A 24,120-nucleotide genomic window follows, 5' to 3' on the forward strand; every position below is an offset into this window, starting at 1 on the left:
GTGAACAAGCATTTCTCGGGCTCGTCGAGCGCACGTCTCGACCCAACTGCCCTGACGGTCGTTCCCCTTCGCCACCCTGGACGATGGATTGCCGTCGCTCTGGTCATCGTGGTCGTTGCCCTGATGGCGCGGTCAGCGGTTTCCAACCCGGAATTTCAGTGGCCCGTGGTGGCGCGCTACCTCTTCAATCCCCTGATACTCAAGGGCGTGGGGCAGACGATCATCATCACCGTGATTGTGATGATCTTTGCCACGATCGGCGGAACCATCGCCGCACTGATGATGCTGTCGCCCAGCAAGCTCCTTTCCATCCCGGCGGCTGTCTTCGTCTGGCTGTTTCGCGGAACGCCAGCCTTGGTCCAGCTCATCCTCTGGTACAATCTCTCTCTCGTCCTGCGAGAGTTCAGTCTCTGGCTGCCGGGGTATGGAACCGTCTTCTCGGTTGCCACCAACGACGTCATGACCCCGTTCGTATCGGCCATCGTCGCCTTGTCCCTGCACGAAGCCGGATACATGGCGGAGATCGTCCGCAGCGGACTGAAATCGGTGAATCGCGGGCAGAGCGAAGCCGCCGCCTGCCTCGGCATGAAGCCGACCCTTTCACTGAAGCGGATCGTGCTGCCGCAGGCGATGCGCATGATCATTCCGCCCACGGGCAACGAGACGATCAACCTTCTGAAGACGACTTCCCTCGTCAGCATCATCGCCGTCGGCGACCTTCTCTACTCGGCCCAGGCGATCTACGCGCGGACTTTCGAGACCGTTCCCCTGCTGATCGTGGTCACCTTCTGGTACCTGCTCGTCGTCTCGATCATGTCCGTCGGCCAATACTTTCTGGAAAGGCACTACAGCCGCGACGAGCAGCGCGGCGGACCGCCCTTCGCGGGAGCTTTGTTCAAGACTGTTTTCCGCTTTGGGCGAAAGGGAGACTCGGCATGAACGCTTCGGCTGGACATCATGCACGCTTCGGCATCGACCCGACGACGATGGTCTACGCATCCGGGATCCGGAAATCCTACGGCAACCTCGATGTCCTGAAGGGGGTCGATCTCGTCGTTCCCACCGGCTCCGTCGCCTGCATCATCGGGCCGTCGGGTTCGGGCAAGAGCACCTTCCTGCGCTGCATCAACCACCTCGAAGAGATCAACGGCGGCCTGATGCTGGTCGACGGGGACTTCGTCGGCTACCGCCTCGAACGCGACCGTCTGTACGAACTGCCGCCGGCGGCGATCTGCGAGAGGCGGGCCGACATCGGGATGGTGTTCCAACAGTTCAACCTCTTCCCGCATATGACCGTGCTGGAGAACCTGGTCGAGGCGCCGGTCAGGGTCAGGGGAGAGCCCGTCAAGGACGCCACCGCGCGGGCGCTGGTTCTGCTGGAGCGTGTCGGCCTTGCGGAGAAGCGCGCCGCCTATCCGCGACAGCTTTCGGGTGGACAACAGCAGCGCGTCGCGATCGCGCGCGCGCTCGCGATGAACCCGAAGGTCCTTCTGTTCGACGAGCCGACCTCGGCCCTCGATCCGGAACTCGTCGGCGAGGTCCTGGAGGTGATGAAGGATCTGGCGCTCGGCGGCATCACCATGGTCGTCGTGACGCATGAGATCGGGTTTGCCCGCGAGGTGGCGGACCAGCTCGTCTTCATGGACGGCGGTGTGGTCGTGGAAGCCGGCGATCCCGTTGAGATCACCACCAATCCCCGGTCCCCGCGGACCCGCGAGTTCCTCGCACGCGTCCTTTGAAGGCCGGCATTCCCGCCGGATGCCCCTCGAAAGCCACTGCATCGGTGCAAGGACATGACACCTGCCTCTTCGACAGCGGATGAGTTCGGCTTCGACGTCCCCCTCGACCGTGCCGGCCTCAGCACCGCGAAATGGGAGATGGAGATCGCGCGGACCCAGGATCCGACGCTCCTGTGCTTCGGAACCGCCGAGATGGATTACCGGGCCGCGCCACCGATCCGCGCCGCTCTCGAGCGCGTGGCGGGCGCGGGCCATTTCGGCTATCCGTTCAAGCGGGCCTCTTACTACGAGGCCGTCGTCGGATACTTCGATCGGCACTTCGGCTGGAAGATCGAGAAGGACTGGATCGCCAGCAACGTCGGCATCTATCCCTCGATGCAGCCGCTCATCGAGGAGTTGACCGAACCGGGCGACGAAATCCTCTATCAGCCCCCGGTTCACCACATCTTCCCCGAGGTGATCCAGGCGGCCGGCAGGGTCGCCCTCGCCAACCCGTTGGTCGAGCGCCGGGGCCGGTACGAGATCGACTTCGACGACCTCTCTTGGAAGGTGACGGAACGGACGCGGATGCTGCTGCTGTGCAGCCCGCACAATCCGGTGGGCCGTGTCTGGACCCGAGCCGAACTCGATCGACTGAGTGCCTTCTGCCTGGAGCGGGGGATCCTCGTTTTGTCCGACGAGGTGTACTGCGGCCTGATCTTCGACGGCGTTGCGTTCACCCCGTTCGCCAACGTGTCGGCCGCCGCGTCCCGCAACTCGGTAACCCTGACCTCGGCCAGCAAGTCCTTCAACGTGACCGGCTTGAAGCACTCCCTCGTGATCGCCGAGGACGAAGGCCTGCGGGGCGCGTACATGCGCGGCCTGAAGCGAAACAACCTCTACTTCGGCGGCTGCGTGTTCGGCCAGGCGGCCGCCGAAGCGGCGTTCCGGGATTGCGACGCCTGGACGAAGGCCGCGGTCCGTCACATCGAAGGCAATTTCCGCTATCTCGAACAGTTCCTCAGAATACACCTTCCCGAATTGAGCGTCACATCGCCTGAGGGCACCTACTTCGCCTGGATCAACGTCAAGAGCCTAGACTTGGCGACAGAGCAGCTCCGTGACGTTCTGGAGAAGGAGGCGCATGTGGCGGTGACCTACGGAGCGTTCCTGGGTGAAGGCGGCGACGGCCATATCCGTCTGAATCTCGCCACCGCGCGATCGAACTTATCGGAAGGGCTTTGCCGAATCGCGGCGGCCATCCGGACGCACATCCCACACTCCAACCAGCCTGGAAGCTAGACGATGGTCGCATCTATCGAAGATCGCATCCACGAACTCGGTCTCGTCCTTCCCGTTCCACCCGGGTCGGTCGCGAACTACGTCGCCACCTGTCCGGTCGGCGACTTGCTCTTCGTGTCCGGCCAACTCTGCTTGGGAAGCGACGGCAAGCCGGTCGCGCTTGGCAAACTCGGCGAGGAGATCTCCGTCGAGGACGGTCAGCGGGCAGCGAAGGCTGCTGCGGTCAATCTCGTCGCGCAGGTGAAGGCGGCCGTGGGACACCTCGATCGCGTGAAGAAGGTCGTCCGCCTTGGAGGCTTCATCGCCTCGTCCGGCCAGTTCACGGACCACGCAAAGGTGATGAACGGCGCCTCCGACCTGATGGTCACGATCTTCGGCGAGGCCGGCCGCCATACCCGCAGCACCGTCGGCGTCGCGTCACTTCCACTCGGTGTGCCCGTCGAGGTGGAAGGGTTGTTCGAGATCGAAGCGGAAAGCTGAGCGTCAGCCCCTGGCGCTCGGCCAACGGAGGCGGCGGTAGATCGCTTCCTTGCGCTGCTGTTGCGCATCCGAGATCGACCGGATGATGCCGCGGAACCAGCGGTGTCCCGGGTCGCCTTCGGCGCTCGCCTCGTAGATGAGCGAAACGGTCACGTCGGGAAGCGGGATCGGCGGCTGGATGATCCGCGTCTCGCTCTCGGGAGACAGGGCCAGCAAAACGCTGTCTCCGAACACCGTGACCAGCGGGGTTCCCTTGATGATCCAGGGAGCCACGAGATAGTGCGGCACCGTGGCGACGACCCGGCGCTGGCGATCTTGGCGATCGAGAACAGCATCGACGACCCCAGCGGCCGTGCCATCGGCCGAAATCTGGAGGTGTGGGAAGGCGAGATAGTCTTCGGCCGTCAGGTCCTCAAGGAGTGGATTGCCCTCCCAGCCGGCGCAGACCATCACGTCGCGCGACAACACGTCGATCGCCAGCGGGGCCTTCACCGCTCCTGCGTTTCCCAGGATCGCGCATTCGATCTCGCGGTTCCTGAGCAATGAACCGACATCGCCTTCGCGAACATGCAGAACATTCAAGCTGGCGAGAGGCGCCTGTGCGGCGAACGCTTCGATGAGAGCGGGCAGGAACGCGACAGCCGTGTAGTCGGAGACACCCAGCCGGAAGTTGCGGGATGTCGTCTCCGCCTCGAAATTCAGATGCCGGTCGATCGCAGATCGGATATCCGACAACGAGCGAGAGATCACACTTGCCAGCTCTCGCGCGCGAGGCGTCGGTTCCATCAATCCGGAGTCACGCGTGAACAGCTCGTCGTTGAAGATATCGCGCAGCTTGGCGAGCGAATGGCTCATCGCTGGCTGGGTGCGGCCGAGGCGGGCTGCGGCACGCGTGACGCTTCGCTCCTGCATGAGGACATCGAACGCCCTCAAAAGATTGAGGTCGATCTGACTCAGCGAGAATTCGGGGCGGACGGATGCTTGAGGCGGTCGCTTCATAGTCCGTGTCCATGTAGGCTGCGTTCAGGTGCGCGCCAACTGCCGGCGAAGACTGCAAACAACGCGACACGCGACTTCGAACCGCTTTCGAACGTTAATCCAGCCTGCACCATCCGCTCCCGACGAATCCTCCGTCCTGGTGACGTGAACCCTGGATTTCAGCCCCGGATGGCGAGAGCGGCGGCCGATCGCGTTGAGTCGGCTGGGCTTTTTCGAGGCGGTCGGATCTGTGATCCGATGTTCGGCTGTCCGACAAGAGCTTGGTTGCCCTCGGCCCTGTCCGCCGATCTGCGTGGGCGTGTCGTGTCTGCGATCGCGGAGGGAGCGGCGCGTCGGGAGGCGACCCGGCATATCCGGCCCCTGTCCGAACGGTCGGGGAGGAAGGCAAGCACGGCTGGGTCATGACCCCCGAGCCCGCGCAGCACGTCCTGTGCGGACGATCGTAAGTGCGGGGAACCACCCGATCCGATCGCACACCGTGTCCGAAAGCCATGCTCCACCGGACGCCGAATGACATGATGATCTTTACCACCCTGCATTGTAAATTCCGGACACATTTCTTTGTACTTATTCCAAAAATGAATATTTATGTCGTGCAATAGTGCTATTTATGACACTGATCGCGCTTGTCTCATGCACACATCCGTTGGACATAGTGCGATCACTGTGCTCGAACGTGCGCTGGGCCACTCATGTTGTGTCGATACACCGGCTTGATGATGCCGCTCATCGGTTCGGCCATCGCATCCGTGGCCTGCGCAAGCACGGTCGCGGCTCAGGACAACGTCCGACTCGACGAGCTTTCGGTCGAGGCGGCCGTCGAGAGGCCGGCACCAAGGTCCGGCCTCGGCTCGGCGGACGGTTCGGTTTCCGGCGCCGGTGCTCCGCGCGGCGTCGTGCCGGCCTACGCCGGGGGTCAGGTCGCGCAGGGCGGGCGCCTGGGCGTGCTCGGCAACGTCGAGACCAAGACATCGCCCTTCAGCGTGTCGAGCTACACCGCAAAGTTCATCCGGGATCAGCAGGCGAGCACGGCCTCCCAGGCGCTCGCACTCGACCCATCGGTGCGGGCCACGCAGACCACGGGCGCACCGTTCGACTCGTTCTACATCCGCGGCTTCCCCTACAACGAGGGCACCAGCGGCGAGATCGCCTTCGACGGTCTATACGGCGTCGCCCCGAGCTTCCGCGTCTTCACCGACTACGCCGAGCGCATCGAGGTGCTGAAGGGGCCGACGGCGGCGCTGTCCGGCGTCGCGCCCAACGGCGGCGTCGGCGGCGTCATCAACGTCGTGCCCAAGCGCGCCTACGAGGACCTGACCCGGGTCTCCGTCGACTACAGTTCGGTCGCCCGCGGCGGGAGCGGGTTCGACGTGGCGCGCCGCTACGGCGACGCGCGGGAATGGGGTGTCCGGCTGGTCGGCAGCGTGCGCGGCGGCGACACACAGTTCGACCGCCAGACCGAGTTGACCGGCGTCGGCGCGCTCGCCGTGGACTACCAGGGCGAGCGGTTCCGCGCGTGGTTGTACATGCTCGGGCAGAGCGACAGCTTCACGGCACCGCTGCGTCCCTACCTGCTCACCGCCGGCGTGCCGGTTCCGCGGGCGCCCGACGGCCGGCTGAACGTGACGCAGCCGTGGGAGTACGCGAACGTCTACGACCGTGGCGGCCTGCTGCGCACGGAGTACGACCTCACCGACCAGATCACGCTGTTCGCCGACGTGGGCGGGGCGCGGACCGCCGTGGACCGCTTCTTCACGTCCGCCCCGACCATCCTGAACTTCCGCGGCGACACGCTGTCGAACCCGCAATTCTACGGCCTGAACGTCGATCGCAGCACCTATGACGGCGGGGCGCGGGCGTCGTTCGACACCGGCTTCATCCGTCATGCCTTCGTCCTCCAGGCCTCGGTCTACAACGAGGACACCGGGCGGTTCTTCCCCGCCGGGACTGGGGCCTACCGCTCGAACCTCTACGCCCCGGCGCTGCTTCCGTTCAGGGCGCCGATCACGAGCGCGGCCCGCCCGCGCCTCTCGGACAGTACGTTGACGGGCATCTCGGTCGCCGACACGCTGTCCATCCTCGATGAGCACGTCCTCCTGACGATCGCCGGTCGCCAGCAGGGCATCGAGGCGCACAACTACCTCTCGAACGTCGGCACGCTCACCTCGTCCTACGACAAGAGCCGGCTGACACCGCTCTTCGCGCTGGTGGTGCGGCCCAACGATACCGTCTCGGTCTACGCCAACTACATCGAGGGCCTGAGCCGCGGCGACGTGGCGCCGGCGCTCGCGACCAATTCCGGCCAGATCCTCGCGCCCTACGTCGCCCGCCAGGTCGAGGCCGGCCTCAAGATCGACTGGGGCCGGCTCGGCACGACCTTCGCCGCCTTCCAGATCGACCGGCCGATCGGCGAATTGAGCCCGACGCGCTTCTTCGCGCAGAGCGGCGTGCAGCGCGTCTCCGGGGTTGAGCTGTCCGTGTTCGGCGAACTCGCCCCGGAACTGCGCGTGCTCGGGGGCCTGTCCCTGTACGACGGCGTGCTCACCAAGACGGCGGTGGCGGCCAACGTCGGCAACGTGCCGATCGGTGTCCCAAAGGTGCAGCTCAACCTCGGGGCGGAGTACGACCTGCCCTGGGTCCGTGGGCTGACCCTCAACGGCAACGTCGTCTACACCAGCCGCCAGTTCATCGACACGGCCAACACCCAGGCGCTGCCGGACTGGGCGCGCCTCGACCTCGGGGTGCGCTACACCACCCGCGTCGAAGGCGCGCGGACCACCCTCCGCGCCAACGTGATCAACGTGACCGGGACGAATTACTGGACCGGCGTGGCCTCGTTCGGCACGTTCTTCCAGGGCGCGCCGCGGACCTACCTGCTGTCGATGACGATCGACATGTGATCGGCGGCGCGAGCCACGCCGATCGGCTTCGACCGCACATGTGCAGGGGGGCGCATGCAGGGGGGCGCACGGCGCTGCCGAGGGTTGGACGACGCAGGTGCCCGACACGTCGCCCGGCGGACGCACGCCCTGCACGTTGCGCCGGGCGTCGGCGGGAGCGTCCTCGCCGGCCCGAGGCCTCTCCCGGCCGGCTTCACGGGCGGGCGCTGCCGGCTATGCTGGCGTCGATGACGGGCAAGATTCGGATCGCCTGGGCCGTCTCGCGCGAGGGGGCGGCCCTGCGCACGGCGTTGACGGCGCTCACCCATGCCGGGCGGATGCGGCACATGGCGGCCTACGGGCGCGGGGCCGCCGAGCCCGGACCGGCGGGCGAGACCTGCCGCGCCGTCCTCGCGGAGCTGGAGCGCGGGGGGCCCTTCGAGCGGGCCATGGCGCTCCAGGCGTGCCACGGCTCGCGCGACGGCGAGCACGTCCTGCGCGCGCTCGAAGACCCCTCGCGCCGCTTGCGCGGCTACGCCGCGGCGCTCCTGCCCCTGGTCTGCGACGCGGCGCAGATCGGCCGGGCGCTGCCGCACGTGCCGCGGCGCCTGCGCGCGGGCCTGATGCGCCGGGCCCGGGCGCGCGGAAGGCCGGAGGCCGCGGACGCGCTGCTCACCGCCTGCGAAGCGGCGGGCGAACCCGGCGCCGCCGCGCTCATGCCCTACGGCAGCGACGCCTTCGTGCGCCCCCGGCTCGCCGCGCTCGGCCCGGCCCTGGACGCCGTCGGCTGGGCGCGCCTCGCCCGGCATCACCCTGTCCTCGCCGCCGACCACCTGGCACGGGCGGCGCGGGACGCGGCCGAGTTCGATCCCCGCCTCGCGTGGCAGGCCCGGGCGGCGCTGCCCGTCCTCGCCCGCAGCGACCCGGACCGGGCGCTCGACGTGCTCGCCGCGCTGGCGCGCCACGTCCCGCCCGCCGCGCTGGATCTGCAACGGCTCGCGCAGGTCCGGCCCGCCGCCCTGGCGGACCTGCTGCTGGCGAACGGCGACACGCCGCGGCTGGGCGCTGTGCTGCCGGTGCTGGCCGCGCACCTCGTCGGCGACGACCACGGGGATCGGCTCGCCGCGCTCGTGGCCCGTTTCTCCGGCCTCGGCGGGCAGGCGGGACCGGCGGCCCGCTGGATGCGGCGGCTGCCCGCCGCGCGGCGCCGCGCGGCCTACGCCTCGGCCGGCCGGGGCTGGCGCGACGCCGACGGCGCGCTGCCGCCCGCCCTCGTCGCGCTGCTGCCCACGCGTGAGCGCGCCGCCGAGGCGCGGCGCCACCTCGACCTGCCCGCGCTCCGCGTCCGGCCGCTGCAGCGCCTGCCCTACGCCGCGATGCTGCCCTGGGCCGAGGCGCGCGCGGCGGTCGGCCCCGCCCTCGGAAGCCCGGAGGCCGAGCAGCGCGCCGCGGCGCTCGCCGCGCTCGTCGACGCGGTGCGCTTCGAGCGAGCGCGCCTGCCCGAAGCGCTCGCGCTGGTCCGGTCGCGCGGCAACGAGCAGGATCCGGTGCGCGCGGCGATGCTCGAAGCGCTGGCCCGGTTGCCGCCCTCCTGCGTCGACGCGGCGGCCCTGCCGGTGCTCGACGCCATCCTGCGCCAAGCTCTCGACGCCGCCGACCTGTCCCACCGCAGCGTCGGGGCGCTGCAACGGCTGATCGTACGCCTGCTGCCGGTCCAGCCCGTCTGGGCGGTCTCCGCGCTCGAAGTCCTGGCGCGCGAGCGCGGCGCGCTCGTCCTCGGCCCCCGCGACCTGGGACTGAGCGCGGACGACGTGCGCCGTCTCGCCCCGGTCCTCGACCCGGTGCTGCGGGCGTGGCGGGCCCGCGAGAACGATCTTCCCCTGGTCGAAGTCGCGGCGCTGTTCGCGCCCCGGCTGCGGGACTGGCGGACCCTCGGGGGGCTCCTGTCGGACATCGCGGAGGGCTCCCGCCACGAGTACGTCTGCGTCCGCGCCCTCGCGCTGCTCGCCCGGCACGACCGGGCGCGCTTCGCCGCCCTGGTCCCGGGCCTGCTGCGGCGCGATCCGAGCTGGATCGTGCAAGGCCCCGTGCAGGAGCATCTGCACCGGGTGCGGCAGGATCTGCTGGACCCGTATCTCGGTCGGGCCGTGCTCAAGGGACGCTTCACCACCGGCAAGACCCGGTACGTGCTGCCCCTGCGCGCGGGCTTCGAGCGCTGGCTGCCCGCCCAGCAGGCCGGTTTCGCGCGCACCCTCGAAGGGCTCGTGGACGATCCCGCCCGCGACGTGCCGACCGTGCTGCACGCCCTGGCCGGGCTCGCCGCCCTGCCCGACGTGCCGCCCCGGCGGCTTCACGACCTCGCCCGCGCGGACAACCCGCGCCTGCCCGTGCGCGACGAGGCGCTGCGGGCGCTCGCGCGGCGCGATGCCGGAGACGGGCTCGACGCGCTGATCGCGGCGCTCGGCGACGAACGGGCGCGGATCGCGATCTACGCCCTCGCGGGGGCGCTGCGCGACCTGCCCGAAGCCCGCGTGATGCCGCTGCTGCGCGCCGCGCCGCGCGAGCGGGTCACCGTCTTCAAGGAGATCGTGCGCCTCGCGGGCGTGCGGGCGGACGCGGCGGGCTTCGCCTTCCTGCGGGAGATCGCGGAGGCCGCGACGGCGTCCGGGGCGGGGCTTCACCGCGACGTGCGCCTCGCCCTGCTGCGCGCCCTCTGGGACCATCTGGAGCGCGCCGCGACCTGGCCGATCCTGGCCGAAGCCGCCGCCGACCCGGACCCGGCGGTCGGTGCGAGCCTCGCGCGCATCCCGGCCGACCGCCTCACGCCGGAGGCGGCCGACCGCCTCGCCGACCTTCTCGCCGGGCTCTGTCGGCATCCCGACCCGGAGGTGCGTGTGGCGGTGCTGCGGCGGCTGGAGACGGCCCCGCTCGCTGACCGGCACGGCGTGCTCGTCGCGCCGGTCCTGCACGCGCTCGCCTCCGGCCTGCCCGACGAGAGCGCGGCGGCGGCCAGCGCCGTGGTCGCGACGCGGGCCGGGCGCAGGCCCGAGGCGCTCGGCGCCGCGGTCGGTGCCGTGCGGGCGAACCGGCGCACGCTGGCGACCCTGCGCGACGCGCTGCTCGGCTGGCTGCGCCTTCACCGCGCCGGCGCCGCCCCGGCGGCACGAGCGGTGCTCGCCGCCCTCGCGGCCGACCCGACCGCCGTGCGGATCCGGATCGAGATCGCGCTGCGCGGGCTGCCCGGCCCGGATCTCGCCGAATGCCTCGCGGCGCTCGCCCGCGACGACAGCCTGCACCCGGACGCGCTGGCGCTGGCCGCGACCCGGCTGGAGGCCGCCGGAACCGGGCTCGACCCGGAGGCGTGCGAAGGGCTGGAAGCCGCGCTGGCGGTCTCGCCCGACGCGCGGCTGCGGCGCCTCGCGCTCGCGACCCTGGTCGGCGTGTCGCGAACCGCGGGCGGCTGGAGTAGGGCACGCGTGGCGCGGCTGGCAGACTACCGAACCGACCCCGCCCCGCTCGTCGCGGAGGCCGCGCAGTTCGTCTTCCCGCCCGACGATGCGCCGGACGAAACACGATGACCGCCCGCCTCGCGCGTCCGCTCCCCGCGCCCTGGCCGTGGCGGGCCTCTGGCTCGTCCCGGCCCTGGCCGCGGGGCCGGGACGGTCGCCCGACGATCTCTGCCGCGCGGTGCCGCCGTCGTCCGCGCGGGAGTGCCGGATGGCGGCCGACCTGCTGATGCACGCCGAGCCCGTGCCGAAGGCCGCTCCCACGGTGCGCGTCACGGCCTGAGCTAACGCAACGAGGCTGCCGACCCGTCCGGTTCCGCCGCGGGCTTCCTCGCCGATGTGCGCTGTGGGCGGAGGGGGACGACCCTGCGCGAGGGCACGAAGACCGTGCGGCCCGTGGCGGAAGCGGCGGCGGCGAAGGTCTTCGAGAGCGTCGTCGTCTCCAAGCTCAACGACGGCTCTCGCACGACCGACCGCTTCGAGCGCGACGGCGCGGATGCGGCCGGCGGGACGGCCGAGCCCGGCGGTCGCGACGCGGTGCTGCTCGCGCGCCTTTCGGCCTGCCGCCGGCAGGAATGGCCGGGCGCGGAGCGCGACCGCCTGCTCTGGCGGATCGGCCAGTTGCAGATCGCGCGGACGGCGCCCGATCCGGTCGCCCTGGCGCGGGCTGCCGATCCGGCGCAGGCGAGCGACTCTCTGGTCTGCGCCCTGGCACGGACCGGCGGCCCGGACGCGCTGTCCGCGCTGGAGCGCATCGGCGCCGCCGGGGGCAGCGCCGTGACCCGCGACCTCGGCCGCCGATGAGCATGGCGTCGGCATCTCGCCCGACATTTCCGCCGGCGATGAAAAATTTTCCACAAGGTCAAACTTGCGCCTTTCGGAAAAATCATGCCTTATAGGATGACTAGAGCAGGAGGTTGTACCGGTCGCGAGGCGCTCAGCCAGTAGTCGCGACGACAGGACCGCACCGCAAAACTTATTTTGTGCAGCGCAAAGGTATCGTCCGGACTGATATCGGCGGACGGCGGCTATGCGGCGACCGCAAACGGCCGATCGGCTGAGGATCGATGGATGGTCGATAGGCCGGGCACATCGGCGAACGCCTGGCGAGCTCGGGCGACGCGCCGGGACCTGACCTGGCGTGCATGACAGGCCGCCCGACGACATGGGGCCTAGTCGGATCGGGTTACCGAAGGCCCCGCCTTCGGCGATGCGACGGTAGAGCGGGACCCGGTGCCCCGCCGCAAGCCTCACGTGCCGGCCTCCATCCGGCTCGGACTCCGAGAACCAAATAAGCTTCGGGGCGACGGCATGACGACATTAGAGGAAACAGGTCGATACCGGGCCATGGGCTCGGCTACGGGGCCGGCGCTGGACAGGTTGATGGCCGAGGCCTCGGAGCGGCGCGACGCCGGCTGGGGCCGTACGATGACCTATTCCCGCAAGGTCTTCATCCCGCTGACGAACCTGTGCCGCTCCGTCTGCGGCTATTGCGTGTTCGCCAAGAACCCCGGTGAGCCCGGCGCCGGCTATCTCAGTCCAGACGACGTGATGGCGATAGCGCGTCGAGGCGAACGGCTCGGTTGCAAGGAGGCACTGTTCTCGCTCGGGGAGCGTCCGGAGCTCCGTCATCCGGAGGCGCGCGGGATGCTGGACCGCCTCGGTCACGCCAGCACGATCGATTACCTCGTCGAAATGTGCGGGGTGATCCTATCGGACACGAGCCTCGTCCCGCACGTGAACGCCGGGACGCTCCGCGCTGACGAGCTCCGCAAGCTCCGGCCGGTCTCCGGCAGCGTCGGGATGATGCTCGAGAACACGAGCCGCCGGCTGCTTGGTAAGGGCATGGCGCACCATGCCTGCCCGGACAAGGTGCCCCTCCTGCGCCTTCGGACGCTCGAAGAAGCCGGCAGGCAGTCTGTGCCGACCACGAGCGGCATCCTCATCGGCATCGGCGAGTCCTGGGAGGAGCGCGTCGAGACGCTGGTCGCCCTCGCCGAGATCCACGATCGGTACGGCACGCTCCAGGAGGTCATCGTCCAGAATTTCCGTGCCAAGCCCGGCACCCGCATGGCCGAGGCGATCGAGCCGGACGTCGAGGACATGCTGCGCACCCTCGCCGTGGCGCGGCTGATACTTCCGGCAGAGGTCTCACTCCAGGCGCCGCCCAACCTCAACGATGCGTTCGAACGCTACATCGATACCGGCATCAACGACTGGGGCGGAATCTCGCCGCTGACCGCCGATCACATCAACCCGGAGAGGGCATGGCCGGCGATCTCTGAGCTGGAGCGCCGTTGCGCAGGCCGAGGCATGCAGTTGGCCGAACGGCTGACGACCTACCCGGCGTACCTGCGCGACTCGGGGCGATTCATCGCGCCGCTGCCGCGTGCTGCGCTGAGGCGGCACGCGCGCGCCGACGGCTGGGCTTTGAACCAAGCCCATCAGGCATGTGCTGGAGCGGCACGATGACGGGCGAGACGAATCCGGCCGTGGTCACCTCGGCGGTGCGCGCCATCCTGGACCGCGCGCTGTCGGGCCGCGAGATCTCGCGCGAAGAGGGAACTGTACTGCTGGAGGCCCCCGCGCGGGACCTACCGGCGATCGCCGGCGCCGCGGACGAGGTCCGACGCGCCCGGGTCGGAGACGCGGTGAGCTTCGTCGTCGTCCGGAACATCAACTTCACGAACGTCTGCTACATGGGCTGTCGCTTCTGCGGCTTCGCGCGAAGGCGCGAGGAGGCCGGAGCCGAATGGATCTCCCTCGACGAGGTTGCCCAAAGGGCACAGGTCGCGTGGGATCGCGGCGCGACGGAGGTGTGCATCCAGGGCGGCCTTCATCCGGATCTCCCGCTGCATCATTACCGGGACTTGGTCCTGGCGGTGAAGCGGCAGGTGCCGGAGATGCACGTCCACGCATTCTCGCCGTTCGAGATCTGGCACGGCGCCCGCCGGCTGAAGGTGCCCGTCACCGAACTGTTGCTGGAGTTGAAGGAGGCAGGTCTGGGATCCATGCCGGGGACGGCGGCCGAGATCCTTGACACAGAGGTCAGGCGCCAACTGACCCGAGACAAGCTCCCGGCAGACGCCTGGATCGAGACCGTCCGCGCCGCCCACGCGATCGGCCTGCGCAGCACGTCGACGATGATGTATGGCCACGTGGACGCGCCCCATCACTGGTCGGCGCACCTGGATCAACTGCGGGCCATCCAGAAGGACACCGGCGGCTTCACAGAATTCGTGCCGCTCGGCTTCGTCCACGACCAAGCGCCCATGTACGTCGACAGCCTCATCCCCGGCGTGCGCCCCGGGGCGACCCCGGAGGAGCACCTGAAGGTCCACGCGGTCGCCCGACTCATGCTCGCGGGCTGGATCGACAACATCCAGGTGTCGTGGGTGAAGTTGGGCACGAAGGCCGCGCACGACCTGTTGGCGGCGGGCGTCAACGACCTCGGCGGGACGCTCATGGACGAATCGATCTCCCGCTCGGCCGGATCCTTGCACGGGGAGGAGGTGACCGCGCGGGAGATGGTCAGGATCATCCGTGCTGCGGGCCGTCGGGCCCAGCGCCGCAACACGCTCTACGGCGTGCTGGAGAGCTACGACGACCATGACCCGGAGGATCCTGGGCCCCTGAAGCCTCACATCGCCGACCCGCTCGCTTTCCTTGCCGCCCTTCCGGCAGGCGCCGGGGAGTCGCGACATGGTTGACGCGAACGCACGCCGCCAGCGCGCGGGACGACGGATCCTGTTCGCCATGCCCATGAAGGACGTGAGACTGGCCAAGACCCGGCTGGCGCCGATCCTGGACGATGACAGGAGGGAACGCGTCGCCTACCACATGTTCGAGGACAGCCAGCGCTTCTTCGCGGATCGGTTCCCCTCCGTCGACCGCCTGGTCGTGACACCGAGCGAGCGGATCGCGGGCGCCGCCCGCGCCCTCGGGGCATGGGCCCTGGTGGAACCGACCACCGCGGGCCTCAACGCGGCCGCCAGGCGGGCGAGGCTCTGGGCGACCGAGCGGCGGTACGACGGGATCGTAATCATCCCGTGCGACATCGCCTTCTGGGTCGCCGAGGAGATCGAGGAACTGGTCGAGTCCGGCAATGAGAACGACGTGGTCGTGGCGCCGTCAATTGACGGCGGAACCAATGCCCTGTCGCTGCGGCTGCCAAGTACGCTGCCGTTCCGGTACGGCCCTCAGTCGGCCGATCGACATCTCGCGGAGGCGCGGGCGCGGGGCCTGACCACGGCCCAATGCCACCTCGCCTTCCTGTCGCACGACCTCGATACGCCCGAAGACTTGGCTGCATTCGGCCGGACGAACGCCGGGATGCCCGAGGCGGATCATGACCGGCATTGCGGCGCGCAACACTAGCGCCGTTCCCGATCGCGTGATCGTGCCCGGCTCCAAGTCTCTGTTCTGACGCGCGCTCTCGCGCCGAGCCGGAGTCCACCTCGGCGGAGAACGCACTAGCGCCGCGAGAGAGCCGCTTCGGCGGCACAACCATGAAAAATGAGGGAATTGCGCTGATGCACGTTGCGATACTTGGCGGCACCGGGCCGCAGGGCCAGGGCTTGGCGCTCCGCTTGGCGATGGCGGGCGTGGAGACGACGCTGGGCTCGCGCCATGCGGACCGTGCCGCAGAAACGGCATCCGGGCTCAATGAGAAGCTCGGCGGGAAGCCCGGCTCCGCGCGAATCGCGGGCAGCGACAATGCCGGCGCGATCCGGGCGGCGGGTCGCTTCGTGTTCCTTGCCGTGCCCTACGACGCCCATCACGACACGCTCACCGGCCTTCGCCCTCAATTGGAGGGCAAGATACTCGTCGACTTGGCAGTGCCCCTGGCGCCCGGGAACCCCCGAGCCATGTCGATGCCGCCGGAGGGCTCGGCGACCGAGGCCGCACAGGCGATCCTCGGCGAGGCGATCCCGGTGGTCGGCGCCCTGCACAACGTTTCCGCCTGGAGCCTCGCCCGGCTCGACGACAAGATAAACTGCGACATCCTCGTGGTCGGGAACTCGGTCGACGCCAAGGCGGAGGTGATCGACCTCATCGAACGGCTCGGCGTGAACGCCTACGACGCCGGGCCGGCCGAGAGCGCGCGCTGCGTGGAGGCCGTCACCAGCATCCTGATCCGTCTGAACATCAGCAAGAAAGTGCCCTTCACCCACGCCGGCATCCGGATCTGGGCGCCGGGTTCTTGAGGACGGATTCGCGCGGAGCGATCCCGCAACATTTCCACCACGACCCACGAAGAGGAAGCTGATTATGGAATTCGGTATCTGCTTCAAAGGTTTCGTCGAGGCGGAGCGGGCCCGTTACCTAGTCCGAACGGCGGAGCACGCGGGCTTCAGTCACTGCTGGTTCTACGATTCACACGTGCTGTGGCGTGAATGCTATGCGGCAATCGCAATGTGCATGGAGCACACGCGGAACATGCGGTTCGGACCGTTGGTCACCAACCCGGACGTCCGCGAGTGGTCGGTTGCCGCATCGATCTTCGCGTCCCTGGCGAAGCAATCCGGCGGCAGGATGGAGGTCGCCGTGGGTCGCGGCGACAGTTCCAGGCGCGTCGTCGGAAAGAAGCCGGCTAGCCTGGAGCGCGTCGCCGAGTTCGTCGAGAAGGTCAAAGCGATGGTTCGCGGCGACGAGGTCATCTACGACGGCGTGACCACGCCGGTGAAGTTCCCTTGGGCCGTCGGCTATGAACTGCCGATGTGGATCGGCGCCTACGGCCCGCTCGCGCTCAAGACCGCCGGTGAGCATGCCGACGGCGTCGTCCTGCAGATTGCGGAGCCGCAGATCTGCAAGTGGTTGGCCGAGCAGTGCTTCAACGCGGCCACCGCGGCAGGGCGCGACGCGTCGAAGTTCCGGGTCATGGCGGCCGCCCCGGCGTACTTCCGAACCAAGGACGAGGCGATCGAGGCGACGAAATGGTTCCCGGCCATGGTCGGCAATCACGTCGCCGACATTGTCGAAAAGTACGGCAAGGATACCGATCGCGTGCCGCGCGCGCTCACGGCGTACGTGGAGAAGCGACGCGGTTACGACTACTCGAAGCACGGGCAGAGCGACAACGCATTCCTTGACTTCATCACGCCCGATATCGTCGAGTCCTTCTGCGTGCTGGGGCAACCGGAAGATCATATCAGAAAGATCAATGACCTCAAGAGCGCCGGCGTGACGCAATTCAATATCTACCTCGACAATGGCGACGAGGAGAACATCATAGCCACCTACGGGAAGAAGGTCATACCCGCGTTCAGGCCGGCTCCGTAACGTCCGAAGCCGCCAGTCCACGGTCGAGCGTCATCGACGGCGAGTGCCAAGCCCCCGCCGTCGCGTGCAGCTTACCTGCCGAGGTCTCCGAGGGGACTGGCGGGGGCGTCCGTCCCGCACCCGCACGGTCGCGAGCCCCGCTGCGTCGGCCGGACTTCTGGGATCGGGATATGGCAACCGTTCCGAAGCCGCCCGGCGAGGCGCCCTACGGCCCGCGGCATCGGCCGAACCCGAATGCCGACGCGCACGGCCCTGCGCCTGAAGCGGGTCCGCTGTCCGATCGATCCACGTTCACAGCGAGGCTTGCCTCATGATCGATGATTCACCGGACGGGTCGGTTCCGGGCGGCGATGCCACTTACATCGCCCTGTGCGGCGGCGTGGGCGGCTCCAAGCTGGCCGCCGGGCTGCAAGCGTTGCTGGGACGCCGCCTGACTGTCGTGGTCAACGTCGGCGACGACTTCGACCACCTGGGCCTGCGGATATGCCCGGACATCGACACCGTGCTCTACAGGCTTTCGGGATTGAACGACGAGCAGCGCGGGTGGGGCCGTGCGGACGAGAGCTGGCAATTCATGCGGGCCCTCGGGCAGTTCAGCGAGGAAACCTGGTTCCAGCTCGGCGACCTCGACGTGGCGCTCCACGTCGTTCGGACGCATCGGCAGGCGGCTGGGTACGCGCTGGCCGAGATAACGATGGACATGGCCGATCGGCTGGGGATCGACGCGCGCGTCGTGCCGGCCACGGACGACGCGGTGAGGACCAAGGTCGTCTGTCAGGAGGGCGTGCTCGACTTCCAGCGATACTTCGTCGAGAGGCGATGCGAGCCGCCGATCGAGCGGCTGGTGTTCGAGGGCGCGGCGGACGCGCGCCCGACCCCGGCGGCGGAGGCGGCCTTCGCGGCGGACTCCCTCGCCGGCATCGTCATCTGCCCGTCGAACCCCTATCTCAGCATCGATCCGATCCTGGCGATCCCACGCCTGCGAGCCCTGCTCGCGGAGCGGCGCGTGCCGGCGGTCGCCGTCTCCCCGATCATCGACGGAAAGGCGGTCAAGGGGCCGACCGCCAAGATCATGCGGGAGCTCAACGTCGCGTCCACCCCCCACTCCATCGCGCTGCACTACGAGGGATTGATCGATGGACTCATGATCGACACGATGGACGCGTCGCGGCAGGCGGAGGATTGCGGCGTACCCGTCTGCTCCGCCGCCACGCTGATGACGTCCGCCGAGGACCAAGTCGCCCTCGCCGGCGCCGCGATCGACTTCATGCGCCGGATCGCCGGGACCATGGTCTGATGCGGACCATGCGAGGCCACGAGCTCCCCGGCCATCCCAATCGGGCGTCTGGCCCAGGAACTGGCGGCATCGAGCCCCCAGGCGCAGGAGCTGTTAGGTGGCAGGCCCCCAGGGTCGTCTCAAGAGTCGTCTTGGGCAGGGCAACGGCGCGATGAAGACCGTGCGCCCCGGGATGCGTTGCAGGCGGGATCCCTGCATCCTCGCCATCCGCCCGGATCCGCGGGCTGCCGACATCCACGCAATCCCGGGCCGAGGCAGCAGATGGGGTACCCGACGTGGCCGAGCGGGCTCGCGGCGAGCCGTATCGCGACCAGCAGCATCGTCGGCGGCTTCCTCGTGCCGCGCCGGATGCTGGCCATGTTCCGGAGATCGTGAGGGGCAACCATGAACCCGGGCAACGTCGCCACCGCCTCTATCGTGGCAACTGTCGTGTTTATTTTCTCCCTCGGCGGGCTGTCGGGCCAGGAGAATGCGAAGCGCGCCGTGTGGTACGGGATCGTGGGCATGGCCATCGCCGTCCTCGCGACGATCCTGGGGCCCGGGGTGGGAAAACACGCCGTCGTGCTGCCGATGATCGCGGTCGGCGCGGCGGTCGGTTGGTACGTGGCCGCCCGCGTCCAGATGACCGGGATGCCTCAGCTCGTCGCCGCCCTGCATAGCTTCGTCGGTCTGTCGGCCATCTCGACAGGCTCCAACGCCGACATCGAGTTCCGCACCGTCCAGGGGCTCGACGCGGTCGGCCGCGCGGCCCTGGTAGGCTTGTGGCGGACGATGTTTGAGCGGTCCCCGCTCCCGCGGGACAGCACAACGCGCGCCGGTCGCCGGCCGGTATGGATCCCCGAACATCGCCCCCTGCCGTGGTGTCCGGACCATCGGCGCCCCGGATACCCCGGGATCCGGGGCGCCACCCTTTCGAACTGTCGTGACGGACGCCCGTGAGAGACAGCGACGCCGAAACGGTCGGACCGGCACCCGTCCCAGAGGACCCGACCACCACGCACCCGAGCCGCGAACAGGCGGAGGCTGCCGTGCGGACGCTGCTGCGTTGGATCGGAGACGATCCGAACCGCGAAGGGTTGCGCGATACGCCGGCGCGGGTGGTCAAGGCCTACGAGAGCCTGTTCTCGGGATACGAGCTTGACGGCTCGGCCTTCCTGGGGCGGATCTTCGAGGAGGTTCAGGGGTACTCCGAGCTCGTCCTCGTCCGCGACATCCCGTTCTATTCCCACTGCCAGCGGGACATGCTGCCTTTCTTCGGTCGCGTCCACATCGCCTACTATCCCGCCCGGGGCGTGGTCGGCCTCTCGAAGTTCGCACGCGTCATCGACGTCCTCGGCTATCGCCTCCAGACGCAGGAGGCGATGACCACCCAGATCATCGACGTGATCGAAGCGGCGCTGAGACCGCGCGGCTGCGCCGCGATGATCGAAGCAAGGCACCTCGGCCCGGAGATCCGCGGCTCGCACAGCGGCTTGTGCCGGGCCGTGACCAAGGCGTTTCGCGGCGTCTTCGCCGATAGGCCGGACGAGCAGGCCCGGTTCTCGATGCTGGTCGATCGGGCACGTTGAGCGGACCGCGCCCTGGACGCCCGGGCCGACCTTCGGGCCGATCGAAGGTTGGCCCGGGGGGAACCGTCGAAGGCTCCTCGCTCGCGGCGTCGCGATCCGGCGATGGCGTGCTGAGGGGCGGCCGGGACAGGTGCAGCCCGGTGGCCGGCCGAGCTCGCACGGCACACGATCCGGGCGCATCCCCGAGGAGCGCTCCCGGGTACTGCCGCCGAGCGGTACCGGGCCGGACGGGGAAGGACCGGATCGACGCCCCACCGCCGCGTCCGGCCCCTGCTGGCACGCTCAGACGGGGTTGTGGGGTGGAGCCGGACCGCACGATCGAGGACGAGGCATCCGCGGGCATCTCCGGAATTCGGCGGGTGCCGTCGCGCTCGATCGACAACCCCGCTCGCCGGGGCCTTGAGTTCGCCATGGCACCGGCGAAACGTGCCGTTTCGCCGTCGCGTGCGCGTCGATCGCTGGCGACCAATCCGGTGTCGGCGCAACAGCGTGCCGAGCCCCATTGTCCCGAACCTTGGCGACCTAAACCCGACCCATCGCGGCATCGCCGTCACGATCACGACCGTCGCGCCGGATCGCGCGGGACCAACACCTCGAGCGCGGGGGAAACAGGCATGGTCAAGCAGATTACGTACACCGCGCTGCCGGGGTTGCCGCTCGTCGAGCCGGGCGACCCGCTGTCGGACATCGTTCTGCGCGGCGTCGCCGAGGCGGGTCTCACGCTCGCGGACGGCGACATAATCGTGGTCGCCCAGAAGATCGTCTCGAAATCCGAGAATCGTTACCGCGACCTCGGCGACGTCGTCCCCGGCAAACGCGCGGTCGAACTCTCGGCGCAGACGGGTAAGGACCCACGGATGATCGAGGCGATCCTGATGGAGTCGAGCGCCGTGGTCAGGGCTCGCCCCGGCGTCATCGTGGTCGAGCACAGGCTCGGCTTCGTGATGGCCAATGCGGGAATCGACGAGTCGAACATCCCGCACTTCGACGGCCGCCAGATGGTCCTCCTGCTTCCTGAGGATCCCGACGCTTCCGCCGCGCGCCTCAAGGCGGCGCTGGACGCGGCTTGCGGCGCCTCCGTCGGCGTGGTCGTCAACGACAGCTTCGGACGGCCATGGCGGAACGGGGTGGTCGGGGTGGCCCTGGGATCCGCCGGGCTGTGTTCGCTCGCCAGCATGATCGGCACCCCAGACCTGTTCGGACGCGCCCTGCGCATCACCGAGGTAGCCATCGGCGACGAGTTGGCCGCCGCCGCTTCCCTGCTCATGGGGCAGGGCGCGGAACGGTGTCCCGTCATCCACGTTCGCGGCTGGAAGTCCTCGGGCTCCCACACGCCGGCGGCGGCTCTCGTGCGTCCCAGGGCGAGCGACATGTTCCGCTAGGCGCCCATCCGAGTAACGGGTTTGCGTCTGGGTGGAGGGGCGCGCCTTGAAGCAAACGCTGCGGCTCGGCGGGCTCAGCGGCCGACCTGTGCCAGCTTCAGGCGGTTGTGGGCGGCGCAGATCATCGCCCATTCGCCCCGAACCTGATCGAGACCGCGCATCAGGAACTGTCGTAAGCCTCTGGCCCGCTTGATCTGACCGAACACTGGCACAAAGATCTGCTTTCTGAGACGATAGCGGGTCCGGCGACCGGCTCGCTTCAGACGCGCCGCCATCGCGCGCATCAGGGGCATTCTCGTCAGTCTCCACCGGGACCGCCGCCGTCTCCGAGCTTGCCCGCCGTCTCCGAGCTTGCCCGCCGTGCGGCAGGCGATCATCGGCCGGCTGTTCATAGCGACCATCCCGCCCGTGCGATGCCCGCACTGTCGGCGCCGTTTCCGACTGCCATCTGACCTCCAGGTGCCCAGGCAGTGCTAGGCTCTGTGAGCAGTTACCGGAACCATGGGACCACGGCGGCACAGTTGCGGGCCGTCTTCTCGTGGCGGGTTGCGACGCGGCGGAACTGCCTGAGCTTGTCAAAGCAGCACTCGATCAGATGGCGCGCGGCGTAGAGGTCGCGGTCGTAGGCCGCGTCGGCCAGTGGAGTACGCCCCGCTCGAGTGGATGGACTGGTTCAACAACCGCAGATTGCTTGAACCGATCGGCCACATCCCTCCCGCCGAGGCAGAGGCACGCTATTGCGCCAAGGCCGAGGTCCGAGCCTTGGCCGCACGACCCAAACCAAACGGCCCCCGGGAAACCCGGAGTGATTCAGAAGCGCTGAGCCACGGGGTCGGGCCGATGAGTTGGGAAGCGTTTCTTATGTTGCGTATTCCGAACGGCTACCCGAATACGCCAACGTTGGCAGTCGGTTAGTAGGTTGAAGAAAACGTATGGACGAGATGGGATTTTGCGGGAACTAATTCGTCTTGATTGACGAGTCGGAAGACATCCGCGTCCGTCGGGCACATCGTTCGATCCGATTGGATCAAGTATTGGCGCCACCCGCCCGCGCCGAGCGGTGACGGGCCGTCGACGGCTCGTCCGGGATCGATCTGCCACGACCGGAAAGGCATGCAGCACCCCCGGGGGCAACTGGGGGTACGGGCCAGGGAGCAACGACGTGAACGACGAGATCACCGCATCCGCGAGCCTATGGAACGAAGATCTCAAGCCGACCGAGGCGTCGGCCAGGACGTGGCTGTGGTATCACTTCGCATCCCTTTGGATCGGGATGGTGATGTGCATCCCGGCGTACCTGCTGGCGTCCGGCCTTATCAACGAGGGGATGTCGCCGACGGAGGCCATCGTCACGGTCTTCCTGGGAAACGCCATCGTGTTGGTGCCGATGCTTCTCGTCGGCCATGCCGGCGCCTGCTACGGCATCCCCTTCCCCGTCCTGGCGCGGGCCGCGTTCGGCGTGCGCGGCGCGGCGATACCGGCGACCGCCCGGGCCCTCGTCGCCTGCGGTTGGTACGGGATACAGACCTGGGTCGGGGGCAGCACGCTCCACACTCTGATCCAGGTCGCGACCGGATACACCGAAGCTCCCCAGCCGGTCCCGGGACTAGGTATCGGCTGGTCCCAACTCGCATGTTTCCTGGTGTTCTGGATCCTGCAGCTCTTCATCGTGTCGAAGGGCATGGAGGCGATCAAGAAGCTTGAGACCTGGACGGCGCCGTTCAAGATCCTTGTGTGCGTCGCCCTGGTGTGGTGGGCGGCGGGGGCTGGCGGTGGGTTCCTGAGCGTGCTGCAGCAACCGTCCGGCTTCTCCGAGGGCGGACCGCGCGCCGGCCAGTTCTGGCTCGTGTTCTGGCCGTCCCTCACCGCGATCGTCGGCTTCTGGGCCACGCTCTCGCTCAACATCCCCGATTTCACGCGCTTCGCCCGTTCGCAGTCGCACCAGATCATCGGGCAGACGATCGGACTTCCCGGACCGATGGGATTCCTGACGCTGGTCAGCGTGGTCACCACCTCCGCGACGGTCGTAGTCTTCGGCAAGGCGATCTGGGACCCCGTCGCGCTCGCAGGACATTTCACGGGCGTGCTGGTGCTGATCGGGCTGCTCGTGATCGCGATCGACACGGCCTCCTGCAACCTCGCGGCGAACCTCGTCGGCCCGGCCTACGACTTCAGCTCGCTCGCTCCGCGGCTCATCTCCTACCGAACAGGCGGCTACATCACCGCGGCGATCGGCGTCTGCATCATGCCGTGGCGACTGGTTGCGAGCAGCGACGGTTACATCTTCACGTGGCTCGTCGGCTACTCGGCGCTGCTCGGGCCGCTGGCCGGGGTCATCGTCGCCGATTACTGGCTCGTGCGCCGCTGCGAGCTCTCGGTTGCCGAACTCTACCGGGAGCGCGGCATCTATCGCTACGTCGGCGGCTGGAACCCCACCGCGATCTTCGCGGTTCTGGCCGGCGTCCTGCCGAACCTGCCCGGGTTCCTGCACGCCGTCGCGCCCGCGAGCTTCGGCGGGGTCGGCGGTTTCTGGATCGAGCTTTACACCTACGCATGGTTCGTCGGCTTCGCCCTCGCGGCCGCCGTGTACTACGCCTTGACCAAGATCTCCGTCGGCGCCGCGCGCACGCGCGTCCGTCCGGCCTGATGCCCCGCCGGCCGCACCCGGCCCGGGCGCGGTCGACGTCCAGAGAAACGTCACGTCCGA

20 protein-coding genes and 3 pseudogenes are annotated in these 24,120 nt (G+C 68.7%); 20 read left to right on the forward strand and 3 right to left on the reverse strand.

Going from position 1 to position 24,120, the window contains the following annotated elements:
• From Q8W71_RS05050 to Q8W71_RS05065, 4 genes are read left to right on the forward strand one after another with little or no spacing between them, the layout of a single operon-like run.
• Positions 1-939: an amino acid ABC transporter permease gene (locus Q8W71_RS05050; RefSeq protein ID WP_305524240.1), complete on the forward strand. Its 939-nt coding sequence runs from the start codon at positions 1-3 to the stop codon at positions 937-939.
• A complete protein-coding gene (locus Q8W71_RS05055; RefSeq protein ID WP_305524241.1) occupies positions 936-1,739 on the forward strand; it encodes an amino acid ABC transporter ATP-binding protein in 804 nt (267 codons plus the stop codon). Before Q8W71_RS05050 ends, Q8W71_RS05055 begins: the two co-directional genes overlap by 4 nt.
• A gap of 54 nt (positions 1,740-1,793) precedes the next feature.
• The gene (locus Q8W71_RS05060; RefSeq protein WP_305524242.1) at positions 1,794-3,020 is read left to right on the forward strand and encodes a MalY/PatB family protein; all 1,227 of its coding nucleotides are present in this window, start codon (positions 1,794-1,796) and stop codon (positions 3,018-3,020) included.
• Between the two features lie 3 nt (positions 3,021-3,023).
• On the forward strand, positions 3,024-3,500 hold the full coding sequence (locus tag Q8W71_RS05065) for a RidA family protein (protein ID WP_305524243.1): 477 nt from the start codon (positions 3,024-3,026) through the stop codon (positions 3,498-3,500).
• 3 nt (positions 3,501-3,503) lie between these two features.
• Here Q8W71_RS05065 and Q8W71_RS05070 read toward each other — a convergent pair whose 3' ends face one another.
• Positions 3,504-4,499, reverse strand: coding sequence for a LysR family transcriptional regulator (locus tag Q8W71_RS05070; protein WP_305524244.1), 996 nt, complete (start codon positions 4,497-4,499; stop codon positions 3,504-3,506).
• A 716-nt stretch (positions 4,500-5,215) separates the two neighbouring features.
• On the opposite strand from Q8W71_RS05070, the gene Q8W71_RS05075 reads away from it, so the two are divergent.
• From Q8W71_RS05075 to cofE, 14 genes are all read left to right on the forward strand, one after another.
• Entirely contained in the window at positions 5,216-7,399 is a 2,184-nt protein-coding gene (locus tag Q8W71_RS05075; RefSeq protein ID WP_305524245.1) for a TonB-dependent receptor, read from the forward strand.
• 227 nt (positions 7,400-7,626) lie between these two features.
• The gene (locus Q8W71_RS05080) at positions 7,627-10,956 is read left to right on the forward strand and encodes a hypothetical protein (protein WP_305524246.1); all 3,330 of its coding nucleotides are present in this window, start codon (positions 7,627-7,629) and stop codon (positions 10,954-10,956) included.
• Positions 10,957-10,993: 37 nt separating this feature from the next.
• Positions 10,994-11,167: a hypothetical protein gene (locus tag Q8W71_RS05085; protein ID WP_305524247.1), complete on the forward strand. Its 174-nt coding sequence runs from the start codon at positions 10,994-10,996 to the stop codon at positions 11,165-11,167.
• Positions 11,168-11,280: 113 nt separating this feature from the next.
• Complete coding sequence (locus tag Q8W71_RS05090; RefSeq protein WP_305524248.1) at positions 11,281-11,688, forward strand: hypothetical protein; 408 nt, start codon at positions 11,281-11,283, stop codon at positions 11,686-11,688.
• A gap of 579 nt (positions 11,689-12,267) precedes the next feature.
• Positions 12,268-13,356 carry a 7,8-didemethyl-8-hydroxy-5-deazariboflavin synthase CofG gene (gene cofG / locus Q8W71_RS05095; RefSeq protein WP_305524249.1) on the forward strand — a complete coding sequence of 363 codons (1,089 nt, stop codon included), beginning with the start codon at positions 12,268-12,270 and terminating at the stop codon, positions 13,354-13,356.
• On the forward strand, positions 13,353-14,594 hold the full coding sequence (cofH, locus tag Q8W71_RS05100) for a 5-amino-6-(D-ribitylamino)uracil--L-tyrosine 4-hydroxyphenyl transferase CofH (RefSeq protein ID WP_305524250.1): 1,242 nt from the start codon (positions 13,353-13,355) through the stop codon (positions 14,592-14,594). Before cofG ends, cofH begins: the two co-directional genes overlap by 4 nt.
• Positions 14,587-15,261, forward strand: a complete 675-nt coding sequence (cofC, locus tag Q8W71_RS05105; protein ID WP_305524251.1) for a 2-phospho-L-lactate guanylyltransferase — start codon at positions 14,587-14,589, stop codon at positions 15,259-15,261. Before cofH ends, cofC begins: the two co-directional genes overlap by 8 nt.
• 131 nt (positions 15,262-15,392) lie before the next feature.
• Positions 15,393-16,091, forward strand: a complete 699-nt coding sequence (gene npdG, locus Q8W71_RS05110) for an NADPH-dependent F420 reductase (RefSeq protein WP_305524252.1) — start codon at positions 15,393-15,395, stop codon at positions 16,089-16,091.
• A 64-nt stretch (positions 16,092-16,155) separates the two neighbouring features.
• Positions 16,156-17,166, forward strand: coding sequence for a TIGR03842 family LLM class F420-dependent oxidoreductase (locus tag Q8W71_RS05115; protein ID WP_305524253.1), 1,011 nt, complete (start codon positions 16,156-16,158; stop codon positions 17,164-17,166).
• A 310-nt stretch (positions 17,167-17,476) separates the two neighbouring features.
• Positions 17,477-18,463 carry a 2-phospho-L-lactate transferase gene (cofD, locus tag Q8W71_RS05120; RefSeq protein WP_305524254.1) on the forward strand — a complete coding sequence of 329 codons (987 nt, stop codon included), beginning with the start codon at positions 17,477-17,479 and terminating at the stop codon, positions 18,461-18,463.
• Between the two features lie 261 nt (positions 18,464-18,724).
• Positions 18,725-18,838 (forward strand): proton-translocating transhydrogenase family protein, encoded by a 114-nt coding sequence (locus Q8W71_RS05125; RefSeq protein ID WP_305524255.1) that lies wholly within the window; start codon positions 18,725-18,727, stop codon positions 18,836-18,838.
• 9 nt (positions 18,839-18,847) lie between these two features.
• Positions 18,848-19,402 (forward strand): NAD(P)(+) transhydrogenase (Re/Si-specific) subunit beta, encoded by a 555-nt coding sequence (locus Q8W71_RS32880; RefSeq protein ID WP_370875340.1) that lies wholly within the window; start codon positions 18,848-18,850, stop codon positions 19,400-19,402.
• Entirely contained in the window at positions 19,399-20,031 is a 633-nt protein-coding gene (gene folE / locus Q8W71_RS05135; RefSeq protein WP_370875341.1) for a GTP cyclohydrolase I, read from the forward strand. Before Q8W71_RS32880 ends, folE begins: the two co-directional genes overlap by 4 nt.
• Positions 20,032-20,330: 299 nt before the next feature.
• Positions 20,331-21,413 carry a coenzyme F420-0:L-glutamate ligase gene (gene cofE, locus Q8W71_RS05140; protein ID WP_370875342.1) on the forward strand — a complete coding sequence of 361 codons (1,083 nt, stop codon included), beginning with the start codon at positions 20,331-20,333 and terminating at the stop codon, positions 21,411-21,413.
• Positions 21,414-21,487: 74 nt separating this feature from the next.
• Here cofE and Q8W71_RS05145 read toward each other — a convergent pair.
• A pseudogene (locus tag Q8W71_RS05145) lies at positions 21,488-21,724 on the reverse strand (transposase); the annotation flags it as partial.
• Between the two features lie 179 nt (positions 21,725-21,903).
• A pseudogene (locus tag Q8W71_RS05150) lies at positions 21,904-22,035 on the reverse strand (IS5/IS1182 family transposase); the annotation flags it as partial.
• Between the two features lie 11 nt (positions 22,036-22,046).
• On the opposite strand from Q8W71_RS05150, the pseudogene Q8W71_RS05155 reads away from it, so the two are divergent.
• Positions 22,047-22,328: pseudogene (locus Q8W71_RS05155) on the forward strand (hypothetical protein); the annotation flags it as partial.
• A 247-nt stretch (positions 22,329-22,575) separates the two neighbouring features.
• Complete coding sequence (locus tag Q8W71_RS05160; RefSeq protein WP_305524256.1) at positions 22,576-24,060, forward strand: NCS1 family nucleobase:cation symporter-1; 1,485 nt, start codon at positions 22,576-22,578, stop codon at positions 24,058-24,060.
• The last annotated feature ends 60 nt before the right edge of the window (positions 24,061-24,120 follow it).

Source organism: Methylobacterium amylolyticum (genome assembly GCF_030700245.1).
GTDB lineage: Bacteria > Pseudomonadota > Alphaproteobacteria > Rhizobiales > Beijerinckiaceae > Methylobacterium.

What these genes read in the sequence shown, in the direction of transcription:
- Q8W71_RS05115 (WP_305524253.1), top strand. Translation starts at nt 16,156, where the DNA reads ATGGAATTCGGTATCTGCTTCAAAGGTTTCGTCGAGGCGGAGCGGGCC.
- Q8W71_RS05060 (WP_305524242.1), top strand. Translation starts at nt 1,794, where the DNA reads ATGACACCTGCCTCTTCGACAGCGGATGAGTTCGGCTTCGACGTCCCC.
- Q8W71_RS05125 (WP_305524255.1), top strand. Translation starts at nt 18,725, where the DNA reads ATGGGGTACCCGACGTGGCCGAGCGGGCTCGCGGCGAGCCGTATCGCG.
- Q8W71_RS05065 (WP_305524243.1), top strand. Translation starts at nt 3,024, where the DNA reads ATGGTCGCATCTATCGAAGATCGCATCCACGAACTCGGTCTCGTCCTT.
- npdG (WP_305524252.1), top strand. Translation starts at nt 15,393, where the DNA reads ATGAAAAATGAGGGAATTGCGCTGATGCACGTTGCGATACTTGGCGGC.
- Q8W71_RS32880 (WP_370875340.1), top strand. Translation starts at nt 18,848, where the DNA reads ATGAACCCGGGCAACGTCGCCACCGCCTCTATCGTGGCAACTGTCGTG.
- Q8W71_RS05055 (WP_305524241.1), top strand. Translation starts at nt 936, where the DNA reads ATGAACGCTTCGGCTGGACATCATGCACGCTTCGGCATCGACCCGACG.
- Q8W71_RS05075 (WP_305524245.1), top strand. Translation starts at nt 5,216, where the DNA reads ATGATGCCGCTCATCGGTTCGGCCATCGCATCCGTGGCCTGCGCAAGC.
- cofH (WP_305524250.1), top strand. Translation starts at nt 13,353, where the DNA reads ATGACGGGCGAGACGAATCCGGCCGTGGTCACCTCGGCGGTGCGCGCC.
- Q8W71_RS05080 (WP_305524246.1), top strand. Translation starts at nt 7,627, where the DNA reads ATGACGGGCAAGATTCGGATCGCCTGGGCCGTCTCGCGCGAGGGGGCG.
- cofC (WP_305524251.1), top strand. Translation starts at nt 14,587, where the DNA reads ATGGTTGACGCGAACGCACGCCGCCAGCGCGCGGGACGACGGATCCTG.
- cofD (WP_305524254.1), top strand. Translation starts at nt 17,477, where the DNA reads ATGATCGATGATTCACCGGACGGGTCGGTTCCGGGCGGCGATGCCACT.
- cofG (WP_305524249.1), top strand. Translation starts at nt 12,268, where the DNA reads ATGGCCGAGGCCTCGGAGCGGCGCGACGCCGGCTGGGGCCGTACGATG.
- Q8W71_RS05070 (WP_305524244.1), bottom strand. Translation starts at nt 4,499, where the DNA reads ATGAAGCGACCGCCTCAAGCATCCGTCCGCCCCGAATTCTCGCTGAGT.